Raw genomic sequence first — 18,848 nt, forward strand, 5'->3', positions numbered from 1 at the left:
TAAGGTTGCGAAGCGCGTCACTCTTTTTTTTCGTTTTATCCGTAAAAAAACAGAGACAGCGGCTGAGCCGCTGTCTCTTTTCTAGCAATAACAGTAAGTTACTCAGTAACGATCGTCTGTACCTGTGCAGGACCCGGGTTATACCAGCCCCAGCCCGGGTAGCCGTAACGATAAGGATGTGGACCCCACATCCACGGATCGATCGGCTGAGGCGGCATGATCACCTGCTGTGCCAGCCGCCAGCGCTTGTAGCCGTTGACCTGCATGGTCATAAATTTATACGGCGTGCTGCCGATTTTGCCCTGTACGGCGCCGGTAATCGGCCCGACAACGGTCACCAGCTGTCCGCGGAAATCGACCGGGTCCAGGAACCCACTGACGTCCGCATAGATACGTCCCCGGGAGGCCTCGCCCAGTACAGGCCGCGCGCCGCTGTCGAGCGGTACCGTGGCGATCTCCAGGCGGGTTTTCCCCTGCTGGTTCTGCACGTCGATCACTTTCCCACCAAAGCGCGCTTCCTGGCCGACGTACAGCTCAGGCGCATTCATCACCCGAACCAAATCCTGCTGTGGCGTCGGGCTGCTGCCCTTAATCGCATCAGGAACGGAAACGCATCCGCTCAGTGCTATGGCAACCGCGCCTGCCATAATAAGGCGTACTACTTTAGTCTGAACCGCCATGATGCGACTCCTTTTTCTCAGTTCCTGTTACTGAGAGTCACTCGCGGCCCGGAAGTTTCTTCCACGCGACGGTGTTTCGCAAATAAACCGGTTCCGCGTGTTCAACGGCCACGGTTTTGCCTGCTGCGAGCAGCTGGCTGGCAATCGGAAGCATATCTTCCGCAGCCGGCAGAAGCATGTTGCCGTCCACCAGCGTCAGCCCGGTGCCGTTCGCCATCTCAGGCCACGCCTGCCAGCCCGTACCGACGGTCGCCCACTCGCCAGACAGCTGCTTCAGCCGTTCCGTCACCGCTTCCGGCTTAAGCACGGCCTCCGTCTCTTCACCGTGCCACACGCCCTGCTCGTCGCGGGTGTATTCGGCCCAGTAGACTTCGCCCATGCGGGCATCAATCGCTGCCAGGACGCGCGTTGCCCCGGTCATGCGCCATGCGCCCTGTGCCATGGTGGCGAGGGTAGAGACGCCGATCATCGGCAGTTCGGCGCCCAGCGCCAGCCCCTGCGCAATGCCAATCCCGATGCGTACGCCCGTAAAGCTGCCGGGGCCGCGGCCAAAGGCCAGCGCGTCGAGGTCGGTTAAGGAGGTGTTGCCCTGGGTTAAAATGGCTTTTACCAGGGGCAGAATGCGTTGGGTGTGTTCCCGTGGGCACTCTTCGAAATGGGCAGAAACAGCACCGTCGTTCAACAGAGCAACAGAGCAAGCCTCTGTCGCGGTATCAATAGCCAGAATTCGCATCAGTCGTCGCGCTCTCGCAAGGGTCAGTCACAAAATGGCGCGCATCTTAGCACACTCCGGGGTAAATTACTCCGCCGTTGGGTTTGCCAGGAAACGCACCGCGCGTTTTATGTCCCGCGTCCGCGGTGCGGGCGGCAGGCTTGCAAGGAAGGTTGCCCCGTAAGGACGCATCACCAGCCGGTTATCGCAGATGACCAGCACGCCGCGATCGGTGACGTCACGGATTAAGCGCCCTACACCTTGCTTAAGCGTAATGACCGCATCCGGCAGTTGAACCTCGTCAAACGGATCGCCGCCGCGCAGGCGGCAGTCTTCCATCCGTGCCTTCAGCAGCGGATCGTCCGGGGAGGTAAACGGCAGCTTATCAATGATCACCAGCGAAAGCGTGTCGCCGCGCACGTCCACCCCTTCCCAGAAGCTGCTGGTTGCGACCAGCAGGGCGTTACCGGCGCTAACGAACTGCTGCAGCAGCTGGCCTTTGCTGGTTTCGCCCTGCAGCAGCACCGGTAGCGTCATGGTGGCACGGAACTGCTCGGCGAGGTCGCGCATCATGGCGTGGGAGGTGCAGAGCATAAAGCAGCGGCCGTTATTGGCCTCGATCATCGGCTTCAGCATCGCTGCCAGCAGCCGGGCCGCACCCGGCTGGTTGGGAAGCGGCAAATTGCGCGGCACGCAGAGCAGCGCCTGCTTTTCGTAATCGAACGGGCTGGGCAGAAGCAGCGATTCCGCCTGCTCAATGCCGAGGCGCTCGGTGAAGTGGTGCAGATCGTCATTCACCGACAGGGTTGCCGACGTAAAGATCCAGCTGCCCGGCTTTTGCGCCATCACCTCTTTAAATTTATCCGCCACCGTCAGCGGCGTAAGCGCAAGGGTAAAGTGGCGCGAGGTGCATTCATACCAGTAGCTGTAACCCGGCTGGTTAATCTCTTTCAGCCGTTTCAGCCGCCCGCGATAGAGCGTGGCGCGTTCGAAGGCCGCGTCCAGCAGCGCGGAACGGCCGAGCGACAGTTTCGCCACGTCGTAGCAGAGCTCAAGCGCATCATCGAGCAGCAGCAGCGCGCGCTGGATGTTTTTGTCCGCCAGCAGCTCGCGCAGGTTGCCGCGATAGCCCGGCTCGCCAAGCTGTAAACGAAAATCCTGCGCGCTCTGCGCCAGACGGTCGGCGCACTTCTGCAGCTGCTGGGTATCTTTGAGTTCGGTCCGGTAAGCAATGGTGAAATCTTTCGCCAGATCCTGCAGCTGACGGCTGGAGAGCGACTGCCCAAAATACTGGCTGGCGATGTCCGGCAGCTGGTGGGCTTCGTCGAAGATCATCACGTCCGCTTCCGGGATCAGCTCACCAAAGCCGCTGTCCTTGACGACCATATCCGCGAGAAACAGATGGTGGTTCACCACCACGACATCCGCATCCATCGCCGTTTTGCGCGCTTTCACTACAAAGCAGTCTTTATACAGCGGACAGTCGCTGCCGAGGCAGTTGTCGTTAGTGCTGGTCACCAGCGGCCAGGCCGGGGAATCTTCCGGCACGCTCGCGCAGGTGCTGATATCGCCCTCTTCCGTCTGGTTCGCCCAGGCGCGAAGGATAATGACGTCGCTCAGGGTTTGCACCGGCAGGTCACCGCCCGCCAGCGCCTGCTGCTCAAGGCGCTCCAGGCAGAGATAGTTGGAGCGCCCCTTCAGCAGGGCCAGACGGCCTTTGTATTTCAGCGCCTTTGCCACCGTGGGCAAATCGCGGCTGTAGAGCTGGTCCTGCAGGGCTTTCGAACCGGTCGAGATAATCACCTTTTTTTTCGCCCGCAGCGCCGGCGCAAGGTAAGCATAGGTTTTACCCGTGCCGGTACCCGCTTCGACCACCAGCGGCTGAGCCTTATCGATGGCGCGTGCAACGGCGTGCGCCATCTGTCGCTGAGGCTCACGGGGTTTGAAGCCGGGGATAGCCTGCGCTAATTGACCTTCAGGGGAAAAATCGTCTGCCACGGTGCTCTCTCACTGTATTTTTGCACAGGGATTATGTCAGCCCATCCTCTCCTGTGCCACCCCAAATAGTGACGACACGAGAACAATATGGCAGTCTTGCCGCCTGACGACGAAAAATAACGAGGAAACGTTTATGACAATTGTGCGCATTGATGCCGAAGCCCGCTGGTCTGATGTGGTGATCCACAACCAGACGCTCTACTACACCGGCGTCCCGGCGAACCTTGACGCGGATGCGTTTGAGCAGACGGCCAATACCCTGGCGCAGATTGACGCGGTGCTGGAAAAACAGGGCAGCGACAAATCCCGCATTCTGGATGCGACGATTTTCCTGGCGAACAAAGATGACTTCGCGGCGATGAACAAAGCCTGGGATGCGTGGGTGGTGGCGGGTCACGCGCCTGTACGCTGCACCGTACAGGCCACGCTGATGAAACCGGAATACAAGGTAGAGATTAAGATTATCGCGGCGGTTTAAGCCCGATTACTCTTCATCTTCATCCTCGAAACGCGCCACGATCCGCTCGCCGGTATGCGTGGCGCGCAGTTCTTCCGCCACCTGGGAAATCGCCTGTCCGCTGCTCATCCCCTGGGACATCAGTTCCTGAATTCGCTCAACCGCTTTCTGCTGCTGTTCATGGCTCAGAGAAGGTAAACCTGCAAACATCGTCAACTCCTGCTAAATTATTCGCGCTAATTATTTCACGCTGCCCGGTAGTATGCCACACATGAACATGCGCTTCCCCACTGTTATTACCCTGCCCTGGCGGACAGACGCCGCTGAATACTGGTTTTCCCGCCTGAGCCATCTTCCGTTTGCGATGCTGCTGCACTCCGGCCATGCGGACCATCCCTACAGCCGCTTTGATATTCTGGTCGCCGATCCGCTGAAGACGCTGACAACCGATGACCTATCGCTGACGGACGATCCGCTGGCGCAGCTTCAGCACGATATTAACGCGCTGGGCTTATCCGCTACGCCAAACCCGGACCTTCCCTTTCAGGGAGGCGCGCTGGGCCTGTTTGGCTATGATTTGGGCCGCCGTTTTGAAACGCTGCCCGAGCGTGCGCAGGCTGATATTTCCCTGCCAGATATGGCCGTGGGGCTGTATGACTGGGCGTTAATCGTCGATCACCTCAAAAAAACGGTTTCCCTGCTGAGCCATCGTGACGTCCAGGCGCGTCTGGACTGGCTTGAGGCGCAACAGGCTGCACCCGCAGAGACGTTCACGCTGACCTCCGGCTGGCGCTCCAACATGAGCGCTGCGGAATATGCCGAAAAATTCGCGCGCGTTCAGGCGTATCTGCAAAGCGGCGACTGCTACCAGGTTAACCTCGCCCAGCGCTTCCAGGCGACCTATCGGGGAGATGAATGGCAGGCGTTTACCCGCCTAAATGCCAGCAATAAGGCGCCGTTCAGCGCATTTGTCCGTCTGGAACAGGGGGCGATCCTCAGCCTGTCGCCCGAGCGTTTTATTCATCTGGCCGAGGGCACGATTCAAACCCGTCCGATTAAAGGCACGCTGCCACGCCTTGCCGATCCCGACGCCGACCGCAAGCAGGCGGAAAAACTCGCCGCCTCGCCGAAAGACCGCGCCGAAAACCTGATGATTGTCGATCTGATGCGTAACGACATTGGCCGGGTGGCCGTGCCGGGCAGCGTCCGCGTGCCGGAACTGTTTGTCGTTGAGCCTTTCCCGGCGGTGCATCATCTGGTCAGCACCATTACCGCGCGGCTGCCTGACTCGCGCACGGCCTGCGACCTGCTGCGCGCCGCGTTCCCGGGCGGCTCCATCACCGGTGCGCCGAAGGTGCGGGCAATGGAGATCATTGATGAACTGGAGCCCCACCGGCGCAATGCCTGGTGCGGCAGCATCGGCTATATCAGCCTGTGCGGCACGCTGGATACCAGCATTACCATCCGCACGCTGACCGCCTGCAACGGAAACCTTTACTGTTCGGCCGGGGGCGGGATTGTTGCCGATAGTGAGGTCGATGCGGAATATCAGGAAACCTTTGATAAAGTTAACCGTATCCTGAAACTACTGGAGTAATCACGGGTGGAAAAAGAGAACCTGACGCTGGATGACTTTTTATCGCGTTTTCAGCTACTAAGACCGCAGGTCAACCGCGAAGCGCTGAATCAGCGTCAGGCGGCCGTGCTGATCCCGGTCGTGCGTCGCGCGAAGCCGGGCCTGCTGCTCACCCAGCGTTCCGCCCATTTACGCAAGCATGCCGGTCAGGTCGCTTTTCCGGGGGGCGCGGTAGACAGCTCCGACGCCTCGCTGATTGCCGCCGCGCTGCGCGAAGCGCAGGAAGAGGTGGCCATTCCGCCGGAGGCCGTTGAGGTCATCGGCGTGCTGCCGCCCGTCGACAGCGTTACCGGTTTCCAGGTCACGCCGGTGGTGGGCATTATCCCGCCGGGCCTGCAGTATCACGCCAGCGTCGATGAAGTCTCTGCGGTGTTTGAAATGCCGCTGGATGAAGCCCTTCGACTGAGTCGTTATCACCCACTGGATATTCAGCGTCGCGGGCATAACCATCGGGTCTGGTTGTCCTGGTATCAGCATTATTTTGTCTGGGGCATGACGGCGGGCATCATTCGTGAACTGGCGCTGCAGATCGGCCTGAAACCTTGACTATACTTTACATTCCGCCCTCTTCTGCCAGGTTTGCGATCTGCGTCGCGCTATTAGCAAAACCCATCGTTAACCATTAGTTTAATTCATGTGAATAGTTAAGCCGAGGTCGGTGTTCCCTCTTACACTATGCGCAGTTATAACATCGTTACTGGAACCCCGGTAACCCTGTCAGGAGTGTGAAAGTGATTAGTATATTCGACATGTTCAAAGTGGGAATTGGCCCTTCGTCTTCCCATACTGTTGGCCCGATGAAGGCCGGTAAACAGTTCGTCGATGATCTGGTCGAAAAAGGATTACTGGAAAGCGTTACCCGTGTGGCCGTGGATGTTTACGGCTCGCTGTCATTAACGGGTAAAGGCCACCACACCGATATCGCCATTATTATGGGTCTGGCAGGCAATATGCCGGATACCGTTGATATTGATGCCATTCCGGCATTCATCCGCGACGTGGAAACACGCGGCCGCCTGCTGCTGGCAAACGGCCAGCAGGAAGTCGATTTCCCGCAGGATGACGGCATGCGTTTTCGCAGCGACAACCTGCCGCTGCATGAAAACGGCATGACCATTCACGCATATAGCGGTGAAAAAGAGATTTACAGCAAAACGTACTACTCCATCGGCGGTGGCTTCATCGTGGATGAAGAGCATTTTGGCAAGGACAGCGTCGGCGACGTCAGCGTACCGTACCCGTTCAAATCGGCTACTGAAATGCTGGGCTACTGCAAACAGACCGGTCTTTCCCTGTCCGGCATGGTGATGCAGAACGAACTGGCCCTGCACAGCAAAAAAGAGATTGAAGACTATTTTGCCAACGTCTGGCAAACCATGCGCGCCTGTATCGATCGCGGGATGAACACCGAAGGCGTTCTGCCGGGTCCACTGCGCGTGCCGCGTCGTGCCTCCGCCCTGCGCCGTATGCTGGTGACCACGGACAAGTTCTCCAACGACCCGATGAACGTGGTCGACTGGGTAAACATGTTTGCCCTGGCGGTTAACGAAGAGAACGCCGCCGGGGGCCGCGTCGTAACGGCGCCAACCAACGGCGCGTGCGGCATTGTTCCTGCGGTGCTGGCGTATTACGACCACTTTATTGAGCCCGTAACGCCGGACATCTATATCCGTTATTTCCTGGCGGCAGGTGCCATCGGCGCGCTGTACAAGATGAATGCCTCCATCTCCGGTGCGGAAGTGGGCTGTCAGGGTGAAGTCGGCGTGGCCTGCTCCATGGCGGCGGCGGGTCTGGCAGAGCTGCTGGGTGCAAGCCCTGAGCAGGTCTGCGTGGCGGCTGAAATCGGTATGGAACATAACCTCGGTCTGACCTGCGACCCGGTCGCGGGCCAGGTGCAGGTGCCGTGCATTGAGCGTAACGCGATTGCCTCGGTGAAAGCCATCAACGCCTCTCGTATGGCGATGCGCCGTACCAGCGAACCTCGCGTATCGCTGGATAAGGTGATTGAAACCATGTACGAAACGGGCAAAGACATGAACGCGAAATACCGCGAGACGTCCCGTGGTGGCCTGGCCATTAAGGTGCAGTGCGACTAATACTGCCTTTCGCCCATCTGCAACGGATGGGCGAATTTCCCTCTTCTTCCTCGTCTCCTTCTGCTTTCCCCACTACACTTTCACTGTTGCGTCCGGCTTTTGTGGCTGGTGGCTTATCAGGCGACCGTTCATGCAAACTGCACAAACGATCATTAAAAACTATCGCCGAAAACGCGTTATCGTCTGTGTGACGGTTGCGCTCCTCACGCTCATCCTGACGCTAGGCATTCGCTTTATCTCCCAGCGCAACGTTAACCAACAGCGGATCCTCGATTTTACCAGCCATACCGTTCGCGCCCTTGATAACGTTCTGCTTTCCCTGGAAAACCACCGCAACGTGCTGCAGCCGCTGGTGGGGCAGCCCTGCCCGCAGGTGCAGCTGGCGCTGCGGCAGCAGGCAGCCATTTTGCAGACGGTACGCTCCATTGCCCTGATCGAAGACGGTATCCTGTACTGTTCGAGTATTTTCGGCAACCGCAGCGAGCCTGTGCGTGACGTCCTTCAGGAGCTCCCCGCCAGCACGGCGAAGCTGATTTTATCGACCGACCAGTGGCTGCTTAAGGGCAGCCCTGTTTTGATCCAGTGGTATCCCGTCTCTCAGGACGGTGAAGATGGCGTCGTCGAGATTATCAATATCGACCTGATCGCCAGAATGATCCTCGAGCCCCAGCGTCCGCTCATCAGTGACGTGGTGCTGACAGTCGGCAATCGCTTTTTACGCTACGGTCAACGCGTCACCGACAGCCTGACGTTTGATGAGGAGAGCGCCCTTTTCCAGCAGTCTTCAACCCAAAATCCTTTCAAGATTACGGTCGGCGGACCTGGCCCCGGAGAGTTAGCCTTAAAAAGCCTGCCCGCCCAGCTGCCGCTGGGACTGATGCTCAGCCTGCTGCTGGGCTATCTCGCCTGGCTGGCGACGGCAAACCGGATGAGCTTTACGTGGGAGATCGATATGGGCATTGCGGCGCGGGAATTTGAGCTTTTCTGCCAGCCGCTGGTGAATGCCCGCACCCAGGCGTGCACTGGCGTGGAGATCCTGCTGCGCTGGAATAACCCCCGTCAGGGTTGGATCACCCCGGAGGTGTTTATCCCTCTGGCAGAAGAACATAACCAGATTGTCCCCCTGACCCGCTACGTCATCGCCGAAACGGTGCGCCAGATAGGCTACTTCCCATCCAGCCCCGGTTTTCACATCGGCATTAACGTCGCCGCCAGCCATTTCCGCCACGCAGTATTGATACAGGATCTGAACCGTCTCTGGTTCAGCGCCTGTCCGCGCCAACAGCTGGTAATTGAACTCACGGAACGGGATGCGCTGCTGGACGCGGATTATCGCATCGTGCGTGAACTGCATCGCAAAGGCGTGAAGCTTGCTATCGACGATTTCGGCACCGGGAACAGCTCCCTCTCCTGGCTTGAAAAGCTGCACCCGGACGTTCTGAAGATTGACCAGTCTTTTACGACCGCCATCGGCACCGACGCCGTGAATTCAACGGTGACGGATATGATTATTGCGCTGGGCCAGCGGCTGAATATCGAGCTGGTGGCGGAAGGGGTTGAGACTGAGGAGCAGGCGCGCTATTTACGCCGTCACGGCGTACCTGTGCTGCAGGGATTTTTCTATGCGCGGCCGATGCCGCTGCGGGACTTTCCAGACTGGCTGGCGGGAAGTGCTCCCCCGCCAGCGCGTCATAACGGGCACATCGTGCCCTTAATGCCGCTGCGTTAAGCAGACTTACTCATCTTCATCGTGGGCAGATTGTTCTTTAACAATGCGGACCATATCAACGCGATAGTCGTTGGCTTCGACAATGGTAATGTGCAGCGGCGGCAGCTCAATCACATCGCCGACGCGCGGGATCTGCCCGTTCACGGCGATAACCAGACCGGCAACGGTCGCGATGTCTTCTTCATCGTTGACCACGTTTTCCAGCCCCAGCGTGTGCGAGAGCGCGTGCAGGTCGGTCGTACCTTTAACCAGCCAGCCTTCGCCGTCGGCAACAATTTCCGGCGTTTCGTCTTCATCCGGGAATTCACCGGCGATCGCTTCCAGCACGTCCAGCGGCGTCACCAGCCCCTGCACCACGCCAAACTCGTTGGTGACGATAACAAAGCTACCGCGCGCGCGGCGCAGCACACCGAGCAGGTTGATCGGATCCAGCGTTTCCGGCACCACAATCGCAGGCGATGCAGCAGCAACGGCTTCGACGTTAACGCCTTCTTCCAGAGCGACCAGCATCTCTTTTGCCCTGACCACGCCGATGATCTCATCCAGCTCGCCGCGACACACCGGGAACAGGCTGTGCGGTGAAGAGAGCAGCTGCTGGCGAATTTCATCCACGCTCAGGTTAGCATCGACCCAGCTGATCTCCCCGCGCGGCGTCATGATGCCACGCAGCGAACGGGAGGCCAGGGAGAGCACGCCGTTAATCATGTAGCGTTCCTGTTCCACAAACGCCCCTTCCGGCACCGGAACCGGGTTGTGGTTTTCGGAATCAGACTGAACGTTCACCTGACGACGACCGCCCATCAGACGCAGAATGGCATCCGCGGTACGGGCGCGCAGCGGCTGGTTTGACTGCTGCTTAATAAAGTTACGACGCGCAATCTGGTTGAACAGCTCGATCAGGATCGAGAAGCCAATCGCAGCGTACAGGTAGCCTTTCGGAATATGGAAGCCAAAGCCTTCCGCCACCAGGCTCAGACCAATCATCAGCAGGAAGCTCAGACACAGCACCACCACCGTCGGATGCTGGTTCACGAAACGCGTCAGCGGTTTCGACGCCAGCAGCATGACCGCCATCGCAATAACCACCGCCGCCATCATGACCGGCAGGTGGTTCACCATGCCGACCGCCGTGATCACCGCATCCAGCGAGAAGACCGCATCCAGCACCACGATCTGCAGCACCACTACCCAGAAGCTGGCATACCCTTTACCGTGACCATCATCGTGCTGCCGGTTTTCCAGCCGCTCATGGAGCTCTGTCGTCGCTTTGAAGAGCAGGAATATCCCCCCGATCAGCATGATCAAATCACGGCCGGAGAAGGTGTAATCCATGACGGAGAACAACGGTTTGGTCAGCGTGACCATCCACGAGATAACGGAGAGCAGACCCAGTCGCATGACCAGCGCCAGCGAGAGACCAATCAGACGCGCTTTATCACGCTGTTTTGGCGGCAGCTTATCCGCAAGGATGGCGATAAACACCAGGTTATCGATGCCGAGAACAATCTCCAGCACCACCAGCGTGAGCAATCCTACCCAGATTGACGGGTCCATTAAGAATTCCATGACAGGCTCCTGCTAAAGGAATGACGAAACGGTGCCCCACTCAACGTGGGCAAAACAGAGGCAGACAGAGTCGATACGTGGCGAGGATCGCCGGTGAAAAAGGCGCGAAATGGCCTGAAAGATGACTGACGTCGGTGACGGTCCATATAGTGGGCTGTAGCCCTATACTCCTGAACAATTAAACGGAGGCTAAACATATCAGACACAATGCATTTTTAGCAAAGATTTACGTTCCTTTGCAAAGATCTGTAACACAGTGGCTGTACCCTTAAGATAAATCTGTCGCGCGTGGCTAAATTACGGATCTTCATCACATAAATTATTTTTTCACTATCTAAAATAATTCGCGGAAGTCTTAGTTTTTGAACTCTAACCCTTATCTGAATCGATTCGGTTCGCCAATACGATTCTCAGTACGACTGCCCGGCAGGCGTATTAATGATAATAAAAGGAGGTAGCAAGTGACCATTGCTATTGTCATAGGCACACATGGTTGGGCTGCTGAGCAGCTACTCAAAACGGCAGAGATGCTGTTGGGCGAGCAGGAAAACGTCGGCTGGATCGATTTCGTTCCCGGTGAAAACGCCGAGACGCTGATTGAGAAGTACAACGCTCAACTCGCGAAGCTGGATACCAGCAAGGGCGTGCTGTTTCTCGTTGATACATGGGGCGGCAGCCCGTTCAATGCTGCCAGCCGCATTGTCGTCGATAAAGAGCACTATGAAGTTGTCGCCGGGGTCAATATCCCCATGCTGGTGGAAACCTTCATGGCGCGCGACGACAATCCGTCTTTCGACGAGCTGGTGGCCCTGGCCGTTGAAACGGGCCGTGAAGGGGTGAAAGCCCTGAAAGCACAGCCGGTGGAAAAACCTGCCCCTGCGCCCGCAGCGGCACCGAAAGCGGCAGCGCCGGCAAAACCGATGGGTCCGAATGATTACATGGTGATTGGCCTTGCGCGTATTGATGACCGCCTCATCCACGGTCAGGTTGCCACGCGCTGGACCAAAGAGACCAACGTTCAACGCATTATCGTGGTCAGCGACGAAGTGGCCGCCGACACCGTTCGTAAAACCCTTCTGACACAGGTTGCTCCGCCTGGCGTTACCGCGCACGTCGTGGATGTCGCCAAGATGATCCGCGTTTACAACAACCCGAAATATGCGGGCGAACGCGTAATGCTCCTGTTCACTAACCCGACAGACGTTGAGCGCATTGTTGAAGGCGGCGTGAAAATCACCTCCGTTAACATTGGTGGTATGGCCTTCCGTCAGGGCAAAACGCAGGTCAACAACGCCATTTCAGTTGATGCGAAAGATATCGAGGCATTCAACAAGCTGAATGCGCGCGGTATTGAGCTGGAAGCCCGTAAGGTTTCCACGGATCAAAAACTGAAAATGATGGATTTGATCGGCAAAGTTGGGAAATAAGCCCGCGCCGGTTCTCACATAAAGTTTATGTAATAGGAGAAGTGCAATGGAGATTACCACTCTTCAGATTGTACTGGTGTTCGTCGTCGCATGTATTGCGGGTATGGAATCCGTACTTGATGAATTTCAGTTCCACCGCCCTCTGGTGGCCTGTACGCTGATTGGGGCCGTTCTGGGTGACATGAAAACCGGTATCATCATCGGTGGTACCCTGGAAATGATCGCCCTGGGCTGGATGAACATCGGTGCGGCAGTTGCGCCTGATGCCGCGCTGGCCTCTATCATTTCGACCGTTCTGGTTATTGCCGGTCACCAGAGTATTGGTGCAGGTATCGCCCTGGCGATCCCGCTGGCAGCCGCAGGCCAGGTTCTGACCATCATTGTTCGTACTATCACCGTAGCCTTCCAGCACGCAGCGGATAAGGCCGCCGAAAACGGCAACCTCACGGCACTGTCGTGGATCCACGTTTCTTCCCTGTTCCTGCAGGCGATGCGTATCGCGATCCCGGCGGTTATCGTTGCGATCTCCGTCGGTACCAGTGAAGTCCAGAGCATGCTGAACGCCATTCCTGAAGTGGTCACCGGCGGTCTGAACATCGCGGGCGGCATGATCGTGGTCGTTGGTTATGCGATGGTCATCAACATGATGCGCGCAGGCTACCTGATGCCGTTCTTCTACCTCGGCTTCGTGACCGCGGCATTCACCAACTTCAACCTGGTTGCACTGGGTGTGATTGGTGCGGTAATGGCGATTCTCTACATCCAGCTCAGCCCGAAATATAACCGCGTCGCGGGTGCCCCAGCGCAGGCTGCTGGTAACAACGATCTCGATAACGAACTGGACTAACAGGTGAGCGACATGGTTGATATGACAAAAACTACCACCGAGAAAAAACTCACTCCGGGTGATATTCGTGGCGTGTTCATCCGTTCTAACCTGTTTCAGGGTTCATGGAACTTCGAACGTATGCAGGCGCTGGGTTTCTGCTTCTCCATGGTACCGGCGATCAAACGCCTGTATCCGGAAAATAACGAAGCGCGCCGTCAGGCCATCAAGCGTCACCTGGAATTCTTTAACACCCATCCTTACGTTGCGGCGCCCGTTCTGGGCGTAACGCTGGCGATGGAAGAGCAGCGTGCGAACGGCGCAGAGATTGACGACGGTGCCATCAACGGTATCAAAGTCGGCCTGATGGGCCCGTTGGCTGGCGTCGGTGACCCGATCTTCTGGGGTACCGTGCGTCCGGTCTTCGCCGCACTGGGCGCCGGTATTGCGATGAGCGGCAGCCTGCTTGGCCCTCTGCTGTTCTTCATCCTGTTCAACGCCGTGCGTCTGCTGACCCGTTACTACGGCGTGGCCTACGGCTACCGTAAAGGGGTGGACATCGTTAAGGACATGGGCGGCGGCTTCCTACAGAAACTGACTGAGGGGGCGTCAATCCTCGGCCTGTTTGTCATGGGGGCACTGGTTAACAAGTGGACGCACGTGAACATCCCGCTGGTGGTATCGACCATCACCGGACAGGATGGTCAGACCCGCGTCACCACCGTACAGACGATTCTGGACCAGCTGATGCCGGGCCTGGTCCCGCTGCTGTTGACCTTCGCCTGTATGTGGCTGCTGCGTAAGAAAGTGAACCCGCTGTGGATTATCGTTGGCTTCTTCGTCATCGGTATTGCGGGTTACGCCGTCGGCCTGCTGGGTCTGTAAGTATCAATGCTATAGGCCGGGGGCTTGCCCCCGGTTTTTTTTATCTGGAGGATTAATGACTGCCACGGACATCGTACTGGTTTTATTTATTATTGCCCTTCTGGCTTATGCGATCTATGACGAGTTCATCATGCCGCGCCGTCACGGCGAGACGCTGCTCTCCCTTCCCCTGCTACGACGCGGGCGCGTGGATGCCTTTATCTTCGTGGGCCTCATCGCCATTCTTATTTACAATAACGTCACCAGCCATGGTGCATTATTAACCACATGGTTATTATGTGCGCTGGCATTAATGGCGATTTATCTGTTCTGGATCCGCACGCCGAAAATCATTTTTAAATCCCACGGATTCTTCTTCGCCAATGTATGGATAGAATATAACCGTATTAAAGAGATGAATTTATCCGAGGACGGCGTACTGGTGATGCAATTAGAACAACGCCGCCTGCTTATTCGGGTGAAGAATATTGATGACCTGGAAAAGATATACAAGTTACTTGTTAAAACTCAATGACTTAGCTATATAGCAATGGCTATATCCTGTGTTTATTTTGCGCAAGCAATATAGCCAAAGCTATATCCCCACCGCTAATTTGAACGCTATTTGTTAACGATATTTTCACGCTTAAAGACAAATGAAAATCGTTATCAACAAACGATTTAAATAATGCCTTTTCATTGTTGTTTTATATTCTCAAAATATGTTAAGGTTGCGCCCGTCGTTGGGGAGTAGCCGATTTCCTGTTCGCAGGAAATGTACGTGTCAACATACTCGTTGAAAAACGTGGCACGTACGGATCGCTTACCGCATGTCTTATGTGCGTTGCGATCAGGCGAGACCATAGATACATCAACTGCTGTTTACTGGGGGCAGTGATGTGTCATATGGATATCCCCGGTCTGGACGCTGTTATGAATATCTCCGCTACGATCCTTCTCGCTTTTGGCATGTCCATGGACGCGTTTGCTGCTTCCATCGGAAAAGGCGCCACGCTCCACAAACCTAAATTCTCAGAAGCCCTGCGTACCGGCCTGATTTTTGGCGCTATCGAAACGCTGACCCCGCTTCTCGGCTGGGGACTTGGCATGCTCGCCAGCCAGTTCGTGCTGGAGTGGAACCACTGGATTGCCTTCGTCCTGCTGGTGTTTCTCGGTGGCCGAATGGTCATTGAAGGTTTTCGCGGCGGCGATGATGAAGACGAGGAGCCGCAGCACCGCCACGGCTTCTGGCTGCTGGTCACCACGGCCATTGCCACCAGCCTTGATGCGATGGCCGTCGGCGTCGGTCTGGCATTTTTGCAGGTCAATATTATCGCCACCGCGCTGGCTATTGGCTGTGCAACCCTGATTATGTCCACGCTGGGCATGATGGTCGGACGGTTTATCGGCCCGCTGCTGGGTAAACGCGCCGAGATCCTCGGGGGGATTGTGCTGATTGGCATTGGTGCCCAGATCCTCTGGGCACACTTCGCCGGTTAATCTTCGCGCTGCCAGACGTGGATGCTGAAGTCCGTCTGGCAGCGAAATGTTGAGTGTGCCGCTAACGTTTCCCATACTTCAGGTTTTGCCCGCCACGCGAACGGCGTCATCTGCAATAACGCGACGGCCTCTTCCCCTTTCAGCATCATTTCGTACGCCACCGATTCCGCCTGCTTCAGGGTAAAACCGGCCAGCTGTTCAGAATGAGGGGCATGGAGACGCACTTCGTCGTAGATCAGCCCTTTCAGCTCCATCAGATGACGCGGACCTGGCGTCACGGTGACCACCCATCCGCCCGGTTTCACGACGCGCGCCAGCTCCTCCGCCTTACACGGCGCGTAGATGCGGATAACCGCGTCCATGCTGGCATCGTCAAACGGCAGCCGGTGGCTGGACGCCACGCAGAACGTCACGTCGGTATAACGCTTCGCCGCCGCGCGAATGGCCACTTTCGACACGTCCAGACCGAATGTCTGTGCGCCCTTCTCACGAGCAACCTCCGCAAACCGTGCGGTGTAGTACCCTTCCCCACAGCCGATATCGAGCATGGCGGTGGCGGAAGCCGGCAGAATGTCATTCAGCCTCTGCGCGACGGTCTCCCGCAGCGGCAGATAGTGCCCGGCATCGAGAAACGCGCGGCGCGCCCGCATCATCTCTGCACTGTCGCCAGGATCGCGCGAGCGCTTATGCTGCACCGGCAGAAGATTCACGTAGCCTTCTTTTGCCTGGTCAAACTGATGCCCCTGCGGACAGGTATAACGTTTATCTGAGTACGTCAGGGGGGCGTGGCAAAGGGGACAGCTGAAGGACATGGCAACTCCGGAGCATAATCAAAGGGCGAAGTGTACCGCTATTCGCCCCTGTTATAAACGCCCGGTTAGCGCATGACGATAAGGTGATCGGACCCCGCCGGTAATCCGTCAGGTTTGATATTCTCCAGACGCAGCACGTTACCCATAATCTCGCTGAAGACAGGCGCAGAGACGGCACCGCCGTAGTAGGCCCCATTTTGCGGATCGTTAATCACCACCACCAGAGCAAAACGCGGATTGCTGGCAGGCGCAACGCCCGCGGTGTAGGCGACGTATTTATCGACATACTTCCCGCTATCGTCAATTTTCTTCGCCGTGCCGGTTTTCACCGCCACCCGGTAATCACGCACGGCAGCCTTAACGCCACCGCCGCCCGGCAGCGCAACGCTCTCCATCATGTGCTCCACTTCGTGCGCAATCTCTTCCGGCATGACGCGGTGCCCGATAACGGGGGGATCGATGCGGGTGATGGAGAGAGGACGCTCAAGCCCGAACCCGCCAATCGTGGCGTAGACGTGGGCCAGCTGGAGCGGCGTGACCATCAGCCCGTAGCCGAAGGCAAAGGTCGCGCGATCGAGCTGGCTCCAGTATTTACGCTGTGGCAACAGCCCTGAACTTTCCCCCGTTAAGCCAAGCCCCGTATTGGTGCCAAAACCAAAGTTTCGATAGGTATCAATAAGGTGCTGAACGGGCATCGCCAGAGAAAGCCGGGAAACGCCGGTGTCGCTCGATTTTTGCAGGATCCCGGTCATCGTCAGCTCAGGGTAATAGCCCACGTCGCGAATGCGATGCCCGTCAAGGGTATACGGATGGGTGTCAATCACGCTGTCCGGCTGGACCAGGCCCTGCTGCAGGGCCGTCATCAGCACCAGCGGCTTGACGGTCGAACCGGGTTCGAACGTATCGCTGATCGCGCGGTTGCGGAAATCATTTATCGTCGCGCCTTCCCGATTATTGGGATTGAAATCCGGATAGCTCGCCATCGCGAGTATTTCCCCGGTTGGGATATCAATTAATACCGATGCCCCCGACTCGGCCTTGTTCCAGGCCACGGCATTGTCGAGCGCATCTTCGGTGATGGTTTGCAGCCGCTCGTCAATACTTAACTGAATGTTATGCGCCGGTGAGGGCGCGATTTCAGTCAGGTTTTCAACCACGCGCCCATAGCGATCTTCCCTCACCTGACGCACGCCCGGCTTGCCGGTGAGTTGGGCGTTGAAGCTCTTTTCCACACCTTCAATGCCCTGCCCGTCAATATTGGTGAAACCAATCAGGTTCGCTGCCACATGGCCAGCAGGATAAAAACGGCGGGACTCGTCGCGTAAATTGATGCCGGGCAGATTCAGTTTATCGATCCACTTTGCCTGTGCCGGATCGACCTGGCGGGCAAGGTAAATAAAACGACCCTGCGGGTTGGCGTTGATGCGTGCCGAGAGCGTGCCGAGGGAGAGATGCAGCGCGCTGGCCAGCGCCTGCCAGCGCTCATCAAGGCTGACGCCCCCTTTTGCCAGCACCGTCTTAGGATCGGCCCAGACGGCCTGGACAGGCACGCTCACCGCCAGAGGGCGGCCCTCGCGATCCATTATCATGCCGCGCGGCGCATCAATCGCCAGCTGGCGGAGGGATCGCATATCTTCCTGCTTCACCAGATTGTCAGGCTTAATGATTTGCAGCCAGGCAACGCGGCCCAGCAGAAAAGCCAGACTACAAAAAATAGCTAAACAGAGCAGCACAAAACGCGCCGGCGTGAAATTTCCGACGGTCGCTATCGATTTCTTCTTCACCTGAACCCCAGGACTGTAAAACAACGCACTGATTTAACGGGAAAAGATGGGTTTAGGGTGGCAAAACAGTGCTACTAACCTCGCAGCTTTGCAACAAGTTACTAACAAGACCGTGGATGGTAATATTTTGAAAGATAAGGGACATAAAAAAGCCCCGCGACAGGCGAGGCTTTATGTCTGAGAGTGAAGTGCCGGGCACTTCAGTCAGCAGCGGTTCGATCAGATAGCAGTTACGTTAACTGCAGCTGGGCCTTTCTGGCCGTCCTGAATTTCGAACTCAACGTTCTGGCCTTCAGCCAGAGTTTTGAAGCCGTTACCCTGGATTGCAGAGAAGTGTACGAACACGTCTTTGCTGCCGTCAGCAGGAGTAATGAAACCAAAACCTTTAGACTCGTTGAACCACTTAACTTGACCTTTAATCTTTGCCATTTTGCAAAATTCCTTAGAGTGTTTTCTTAGCCCGCAGGCATTAACTGAGATAAAACTGAGACATTACTGCATGAGGCACTAATATAAGGTTCGGCAGAGAAGCGGTATTCAACGACAACGTGTTTACTCAGGACTTCTTTACTGAAAATGCCACACATAAACAGAACTGTACCTCGTTTGACCCAAAACGTGTTATCACACACTATGTTTAATATGGCAAGCCATTTTTAAACATGTCTCGATCCGCCGCACAAATTCGAACAGTGCCTGTCAGGTTTTGCACAATTATGCGCATCGCGTACAGACAGCCCTGCTGCGTAACAAAGACCCAG

19 protein-coding genes, 1 pseudogene and 1 riboswitch are annotated in these 18,848 nt (G+C 56.7%); of the genes and pseudogenes, 10 read left to right on the top strand and 10 right to left on the bottom strand.

What is annotated here, in order from left to right:
• Positions 1 to 98 precede the first annotated feature (98 nt).
• The 3 genes from ACEPLT_RS13485 to ACEPLT_RS13495 form a co-directional block, all read right to left on the bottom strand.
• The gene (locus ACEPLT_RS13485) at positions 99 to 680 is read right to left on the bottom strand and encodes a Slp family lipoprotein (protein ID WP_023293933.1); all 582 of its coding nucleotides are present in this window, start codon (positions 678 to 680) and stop codon (positions 99 to 101) included.
• Positions 681 to 717: 37 nt separating this feature from the next.
• Positions 718 to 1,413 (bottom strand): tRNA (adenosine(37)-N6)-threonylcarbamoyltransferase complex dimerization subunit type 1 TsaB, encoded by a 696-nt coding sequence (gene tsaB, locus ACEPLT_RS13490; RefSeq protein WP_008500500.1) that lies wholly within the window; start codon positions 1,411 to 1,413, stop codon positions 718 to 720.
• A gap of 66 nt (positions 1,414 to 1,479) precedes the next feature.
• Positions 1,480 to 3,390 carry an ATP-dependent DNA helicase gene (locus ACEPLT_RS13495; protein WP_023325496.1) on the bottom strand — a complete coding sequence of 637 codons (1,911 nt, stop codon included), beginning with the start codon at positions 3,388 to 3,390 and terminating at the stop codon, positions 1,480 to 1,482.
• 133 nt (positions 3,391 to 3,523) lie between these two features.
• Between ACEPLT_RS13495 and ACEPLT_RS13500 the strand changes: the two genes are divergently transcribed.
• Complete coding sequence (locus ACEPLT_RS13500; RefSeq protein ID WP_008500498.1) at positions 3,524 to 3,868, top strand: RidA family protein; 345 nt, start codon at positions 3,524 to 3,526, stop codon at positions 3,866 to 3,868.
• Between the two features lie 6 nt (positions 3,869 to 3,874).
• Here ACEPLT_RS13500 and ACEPLT_RS13505 read toward each other — a convergent pair whose 3' ends face one another.
• A complete protein-coding gene (locus ACEPLT_RS13505) occupies positions 3,875 to 4,057 on the bottom strand; it encodes a YoaH family protein (RefSeq protein WP_008500497.1) in 183 nt (60 codons plus the stop codon).
• A 61-nt stretch (positions 4,058 to 4,118) separates the two neighbouring features.
• On the opposite strand from ACEPLT_RS13505, the gene pabB reads away from it, so the two are divergent.
• From pabB to ACEPLT_RS13525, 4 genes are all read left to right on the top strand, one after another.
• Positions 4,119 to 5,444: an aminodeoxychorismate synthase component 1 gene (pabB, locus tag ACEPLT_RS13510; RefSeq protein WP_032675020.1), complete on the top strand. Its 1,326-nt coding sequence runs from the start codon at positions 4,119 to 4,121 to the stop codon at positions 5,442 to 5,444.
• Between the two features lie 6 nt (positions 5,445 to 5,450).
• The gene (locus tag ACEPLT_RS13515; RefSeq protein ID WP_032675022.1) at positions 5,451 to 6,029 is read left to right on the top strand and encodes a CoA pyrophosphatase; all 579 of its coding nucleotides are present in this window, start codon (positions 5,451 to 5,453) and stop codon (positions 6,027 to 6,029) included.
• Positions 6,030 to 6,214: 185 nt separating this feature from the next.
• Positions 6,215 to 7,579 carry an L-serine ammonia-lyase gene (sdaA, locus tag ACEPLT_RS13520; RefSeq protein ID WP_032675023.1) on the top strand — a complete coding sequence of 455 codons (1,365 nt, stop codon included), beginning with the start codon at positions 6,215 to 6,217 and terminating at the stop codon, positions 7,577 to 7,579.
• A 130-nt stretch (positions 7,580 to 7,709) separates the two neighbouring features.
• On the top strand, positions 7,710 to 9,308 hold the full coding sequence (locus ACEPLT_RS13525) for an EAL domain-containing protein (RefSeq protein ID WP_032675024.1): 1,599 nt from the start codon (positions 7,710 to 7,712) through the stop codon (positions 9,306 to 9,308).
• Positions 9,309 to 9,314: 6 nt separating this feature from the next.
• Here ACEPLT_RS13525 and yoaE read toward each other — a convergent pair whose 3' ends face one another.
• Positions 9,315 to 10,874, bottom strand: coding sequence for a CNNM family cation transport protein YoaE (gene yoaE, locus ACEPLT_RS13530; protein WP_008500492.1), 1,560 nt, complete (start codon positions 10,872 to 10,874; stop codon positions 9,315 to 9,317).
• On the bottom strand, positions 10,862 to 11,071 hold the full coding sequence (locus tag ACEPLT_RS13535) for a protein YoaL (RefSeq protein ID WP_071530947.1): 210 nt from the start codon (positions 11,069 to 11,071) through the stop codon (positions 10,862 to 10,864). The genes yoaE and ACEPLT_RS13535 overlap by 13 nt, the downstream gene beginning before the upstream one ends.
• Positions 11,072 to 11,335: 264 nt before the next feature.
• Between ACEPLT_RS13535 and manX the strand changes: the two genes are divergently transcribed.
• From manX to mntP, 5 genes are all read left to right on the top strand, one after another.
• Positions 11,336 to 12,301 carry a PTS mannose transporter subunit IIAB gene (manX, locus tag ACEPLT_RS13540; protein ID WP_008500491.1) on the top strand — a complete coding sequence of 322 codons (966 nt, stop codon included), beginning with the start codon at positions 11,336 to 11,338 and terminating at the stop codon, positions 12,299 to 12,301.
• Between the two features lie 46 nt (positions 12,302 to 12,347).
• Positions 12,348 to 13,148: a PTS mannose transporter subunit IIC gene (manY, locus tag ACEPLT_RS13545; RefSeq protein ID WP_008500490.1), complete on the top strand. Its 801-nt coding sequence runs from the start codon at positions 12,348 to 12,350 to the stop codon at positions 13,146 to 13,148.
• Between the two features lie 12 nt (positions 13,149 to 13,160).
• Positions 13,161 to 14,012: a PTS mannose transporter subunit IID gene (locus ACEPLT_RS13550; RefSeq protein ID WP_006810994.1), complete on the top strand. Its 852-nt coding sequence runs from the start codon at positions 13,161 to 13,163 to the stop codon at positions 14,010 to 14,012.
• A gap of 55 nt (positions 14,013 to 14,067) precedes the next feature.
• Entirely contained in the window at positions 14,068 to 14,526 is a 459-nt protein-coding gene (locus tag ACEPLT_RS13555; protein ID WP_021240416.1) for a DUF986 family protein, read from the top strand.
• A 198-nt stretch (positions 14,527 to 14,724) separates the two neighbouring features.
• Positions 14,725 to 14,915: riboswitch (yybP-ykoY riboswitch) on the top strand.
• 9 nt (positions 14,916 to 14,924) lie between these two features.
• Positions 14,925 to 15,491, top strand: coding sequence for a manganese efflux pump MntP (gene mntP / locus ACEPLT_RS13560; RefSeq protein WP_023293941.1), 567 nt, complete (start codon positions 14,925 to 14,927; stop codon positions 15,489 to 15,491).
• Here the strand turns inward: mntP and rlmA are convergent.
• The 4 genes and pseudogenes from rlmA to ACEPLT_RS13580 form a co-directional block, all read right to left on the bottom strand.
• Positions 15,488 to 16,303, bottom strand: coding sequence for a 23S rRNA (guanine(745)-N(1))-methyltransferase (gene rlmA / locus ACEPLT_RS13565; protein WP_032675027.1), 816 nt, complete (start codon positions 16,301 to 16,303; stop codon positions 15,488 to 15,490). The two genes, mntP and rlmA, sit on opposite strands and share 4 nt — an antisense overlap.
• 65 nt (positions 16,304 to 16,368) lie before the next feature.
• Positions 16,369 to 18,087, bottom strand: a complete 1,719-nt coding sequence (gene ftsI, locus ACEPLT_RS13570) for a peptidoglycan glycosyltransferase FtsI (protein WP_032675028.1) — start codon at positions 18,085 to 18,087, stop codon at positions 16,369 to 16,371.
• 219 nt (positions 18,088 to 18,306) lie between these two features.
• Positions 18,307 to 18,516 carry a transcription antiterminator/RNA stability regulator CspE gene (gene cspE, locus ACEPLT_RS13575; protein WP_001062678.1) on the bottom strand — a complete coding sequence of 70 codons (210 nt, stop codon included), beginning with the start codon at positions 18,514 to 18,516 and terminating at the stop codon, positions 18,307 to 18,309.
• Between the two features lie 13 nt (positions 18,517 to 18,529).
• Positions 18,530 to 18,674, bottom strand: a pseudogene (locus tag ACEPLT_RS13580) (DUF2627 domain-containing protein).
• Positions 18,675 to 18,848 lie beyond the last annotated feature (174 nt).

The sequence above is a fragment of the Enterobacter sp. fkY84-1 genome, from assembly GCF_052974705.1.

Bases quoted from the DNA above. Each gene is read 5' to 3' on its own strand.
- ACEPLT_RS13485 (WP_023293933.1), bottom strand. From the start codon at position 680: ATGGCGGTTCAGACTAAAGTAGTACGCCTTATTATGGCAGGCGCGGTT.
- tsaB (WP_008500500.1), bottom strand. From the start codon at position 1,413: ATGCGAATTCTGGCTATTGATACCGCGACAGAGGCTTGCTCTGTTGCT.
- ACEPLT_RS13500 (WP_008500498.1), top strand. From the start codon at position 3,524: ATGACAATTGTGCGCATTGATGCCGAAGCCCGCTGGTCTGATGTGGTG.
- ACEPLT_RS13505 (WP_008500497.1), bottom strand. From the start codon at position 4,057: ATGTTTGCAGGTTTACCTTCTCTGAGCCATGAACAGCAGCAGAAAGCG.
- pabB (WP_032675020.1), top strand. From the start codon at position 4,119: ATGAACATGCGCTTCCCCACTGTTATTACCCTGCCCTGGCGGACAGAC.
- ACEPLT_RS13525 (WP_032675024.1), top strand. From the start codon at position 7,710: ATGCAAACTGCACAAACGATCATTAAAAACTATCGCCGAAAACGCGTT.
- yoaE (WP_008500492.1), bottom strand. From the start codon at position 10,874: ATGGAATTCTTAATGGACCCGTCAATCTGGGTAGGATTGCTCACGCTG.
- ACEPLT_RS13535 (WP_071530947.1), bottom strand. From the start codon at position 11,071: ATGTTTAGCCTCCGTTTAATTGTTCAGGAGTATAGGGCTACAGCCCAC.
- manY (WP_008500490.1), top strand. From the start codon at position 12,348: ATGGAGATTACCACTCTTCAGATTGTACTGGTGTTCGTCGTCGCATGT.
- ACEPLT_RS13550 (WP_006810994.1), top strand. From the start codon at position 13,161: ATGGTTGATATGACAAAAACTACCACCGAGAAAAAACTCACTCCGGGT.
- ACEPLT_RS13555 (WP_021240416.1), top strand. From the start codon at position 14,068: ATGACTGCCACGGACATCGTACTGGTTTTATTTATTATTGCCCTTCTG.
- mntP (WP_023293941.1), top strand. From the start codon at position 14,925: ATGAATATCTCCGCTACGATCCTTCTCGCTTTTGGCATGTCCATGGAC.
- rlmA (WP_032675027.1), bottom strand. From the start codon at position 16,303: ATGTCCTTCAGCTGTCCCCTTTGCCACGCCCCCCTGACGTACTCAGAT.
- cspE (WP_001062678.1), bottom strand. From the start codon at position 18,516: ATGGCAAAGATTAAAGGTCAAGTTAAGTGGTTCAACGAGTCTAAAGGT.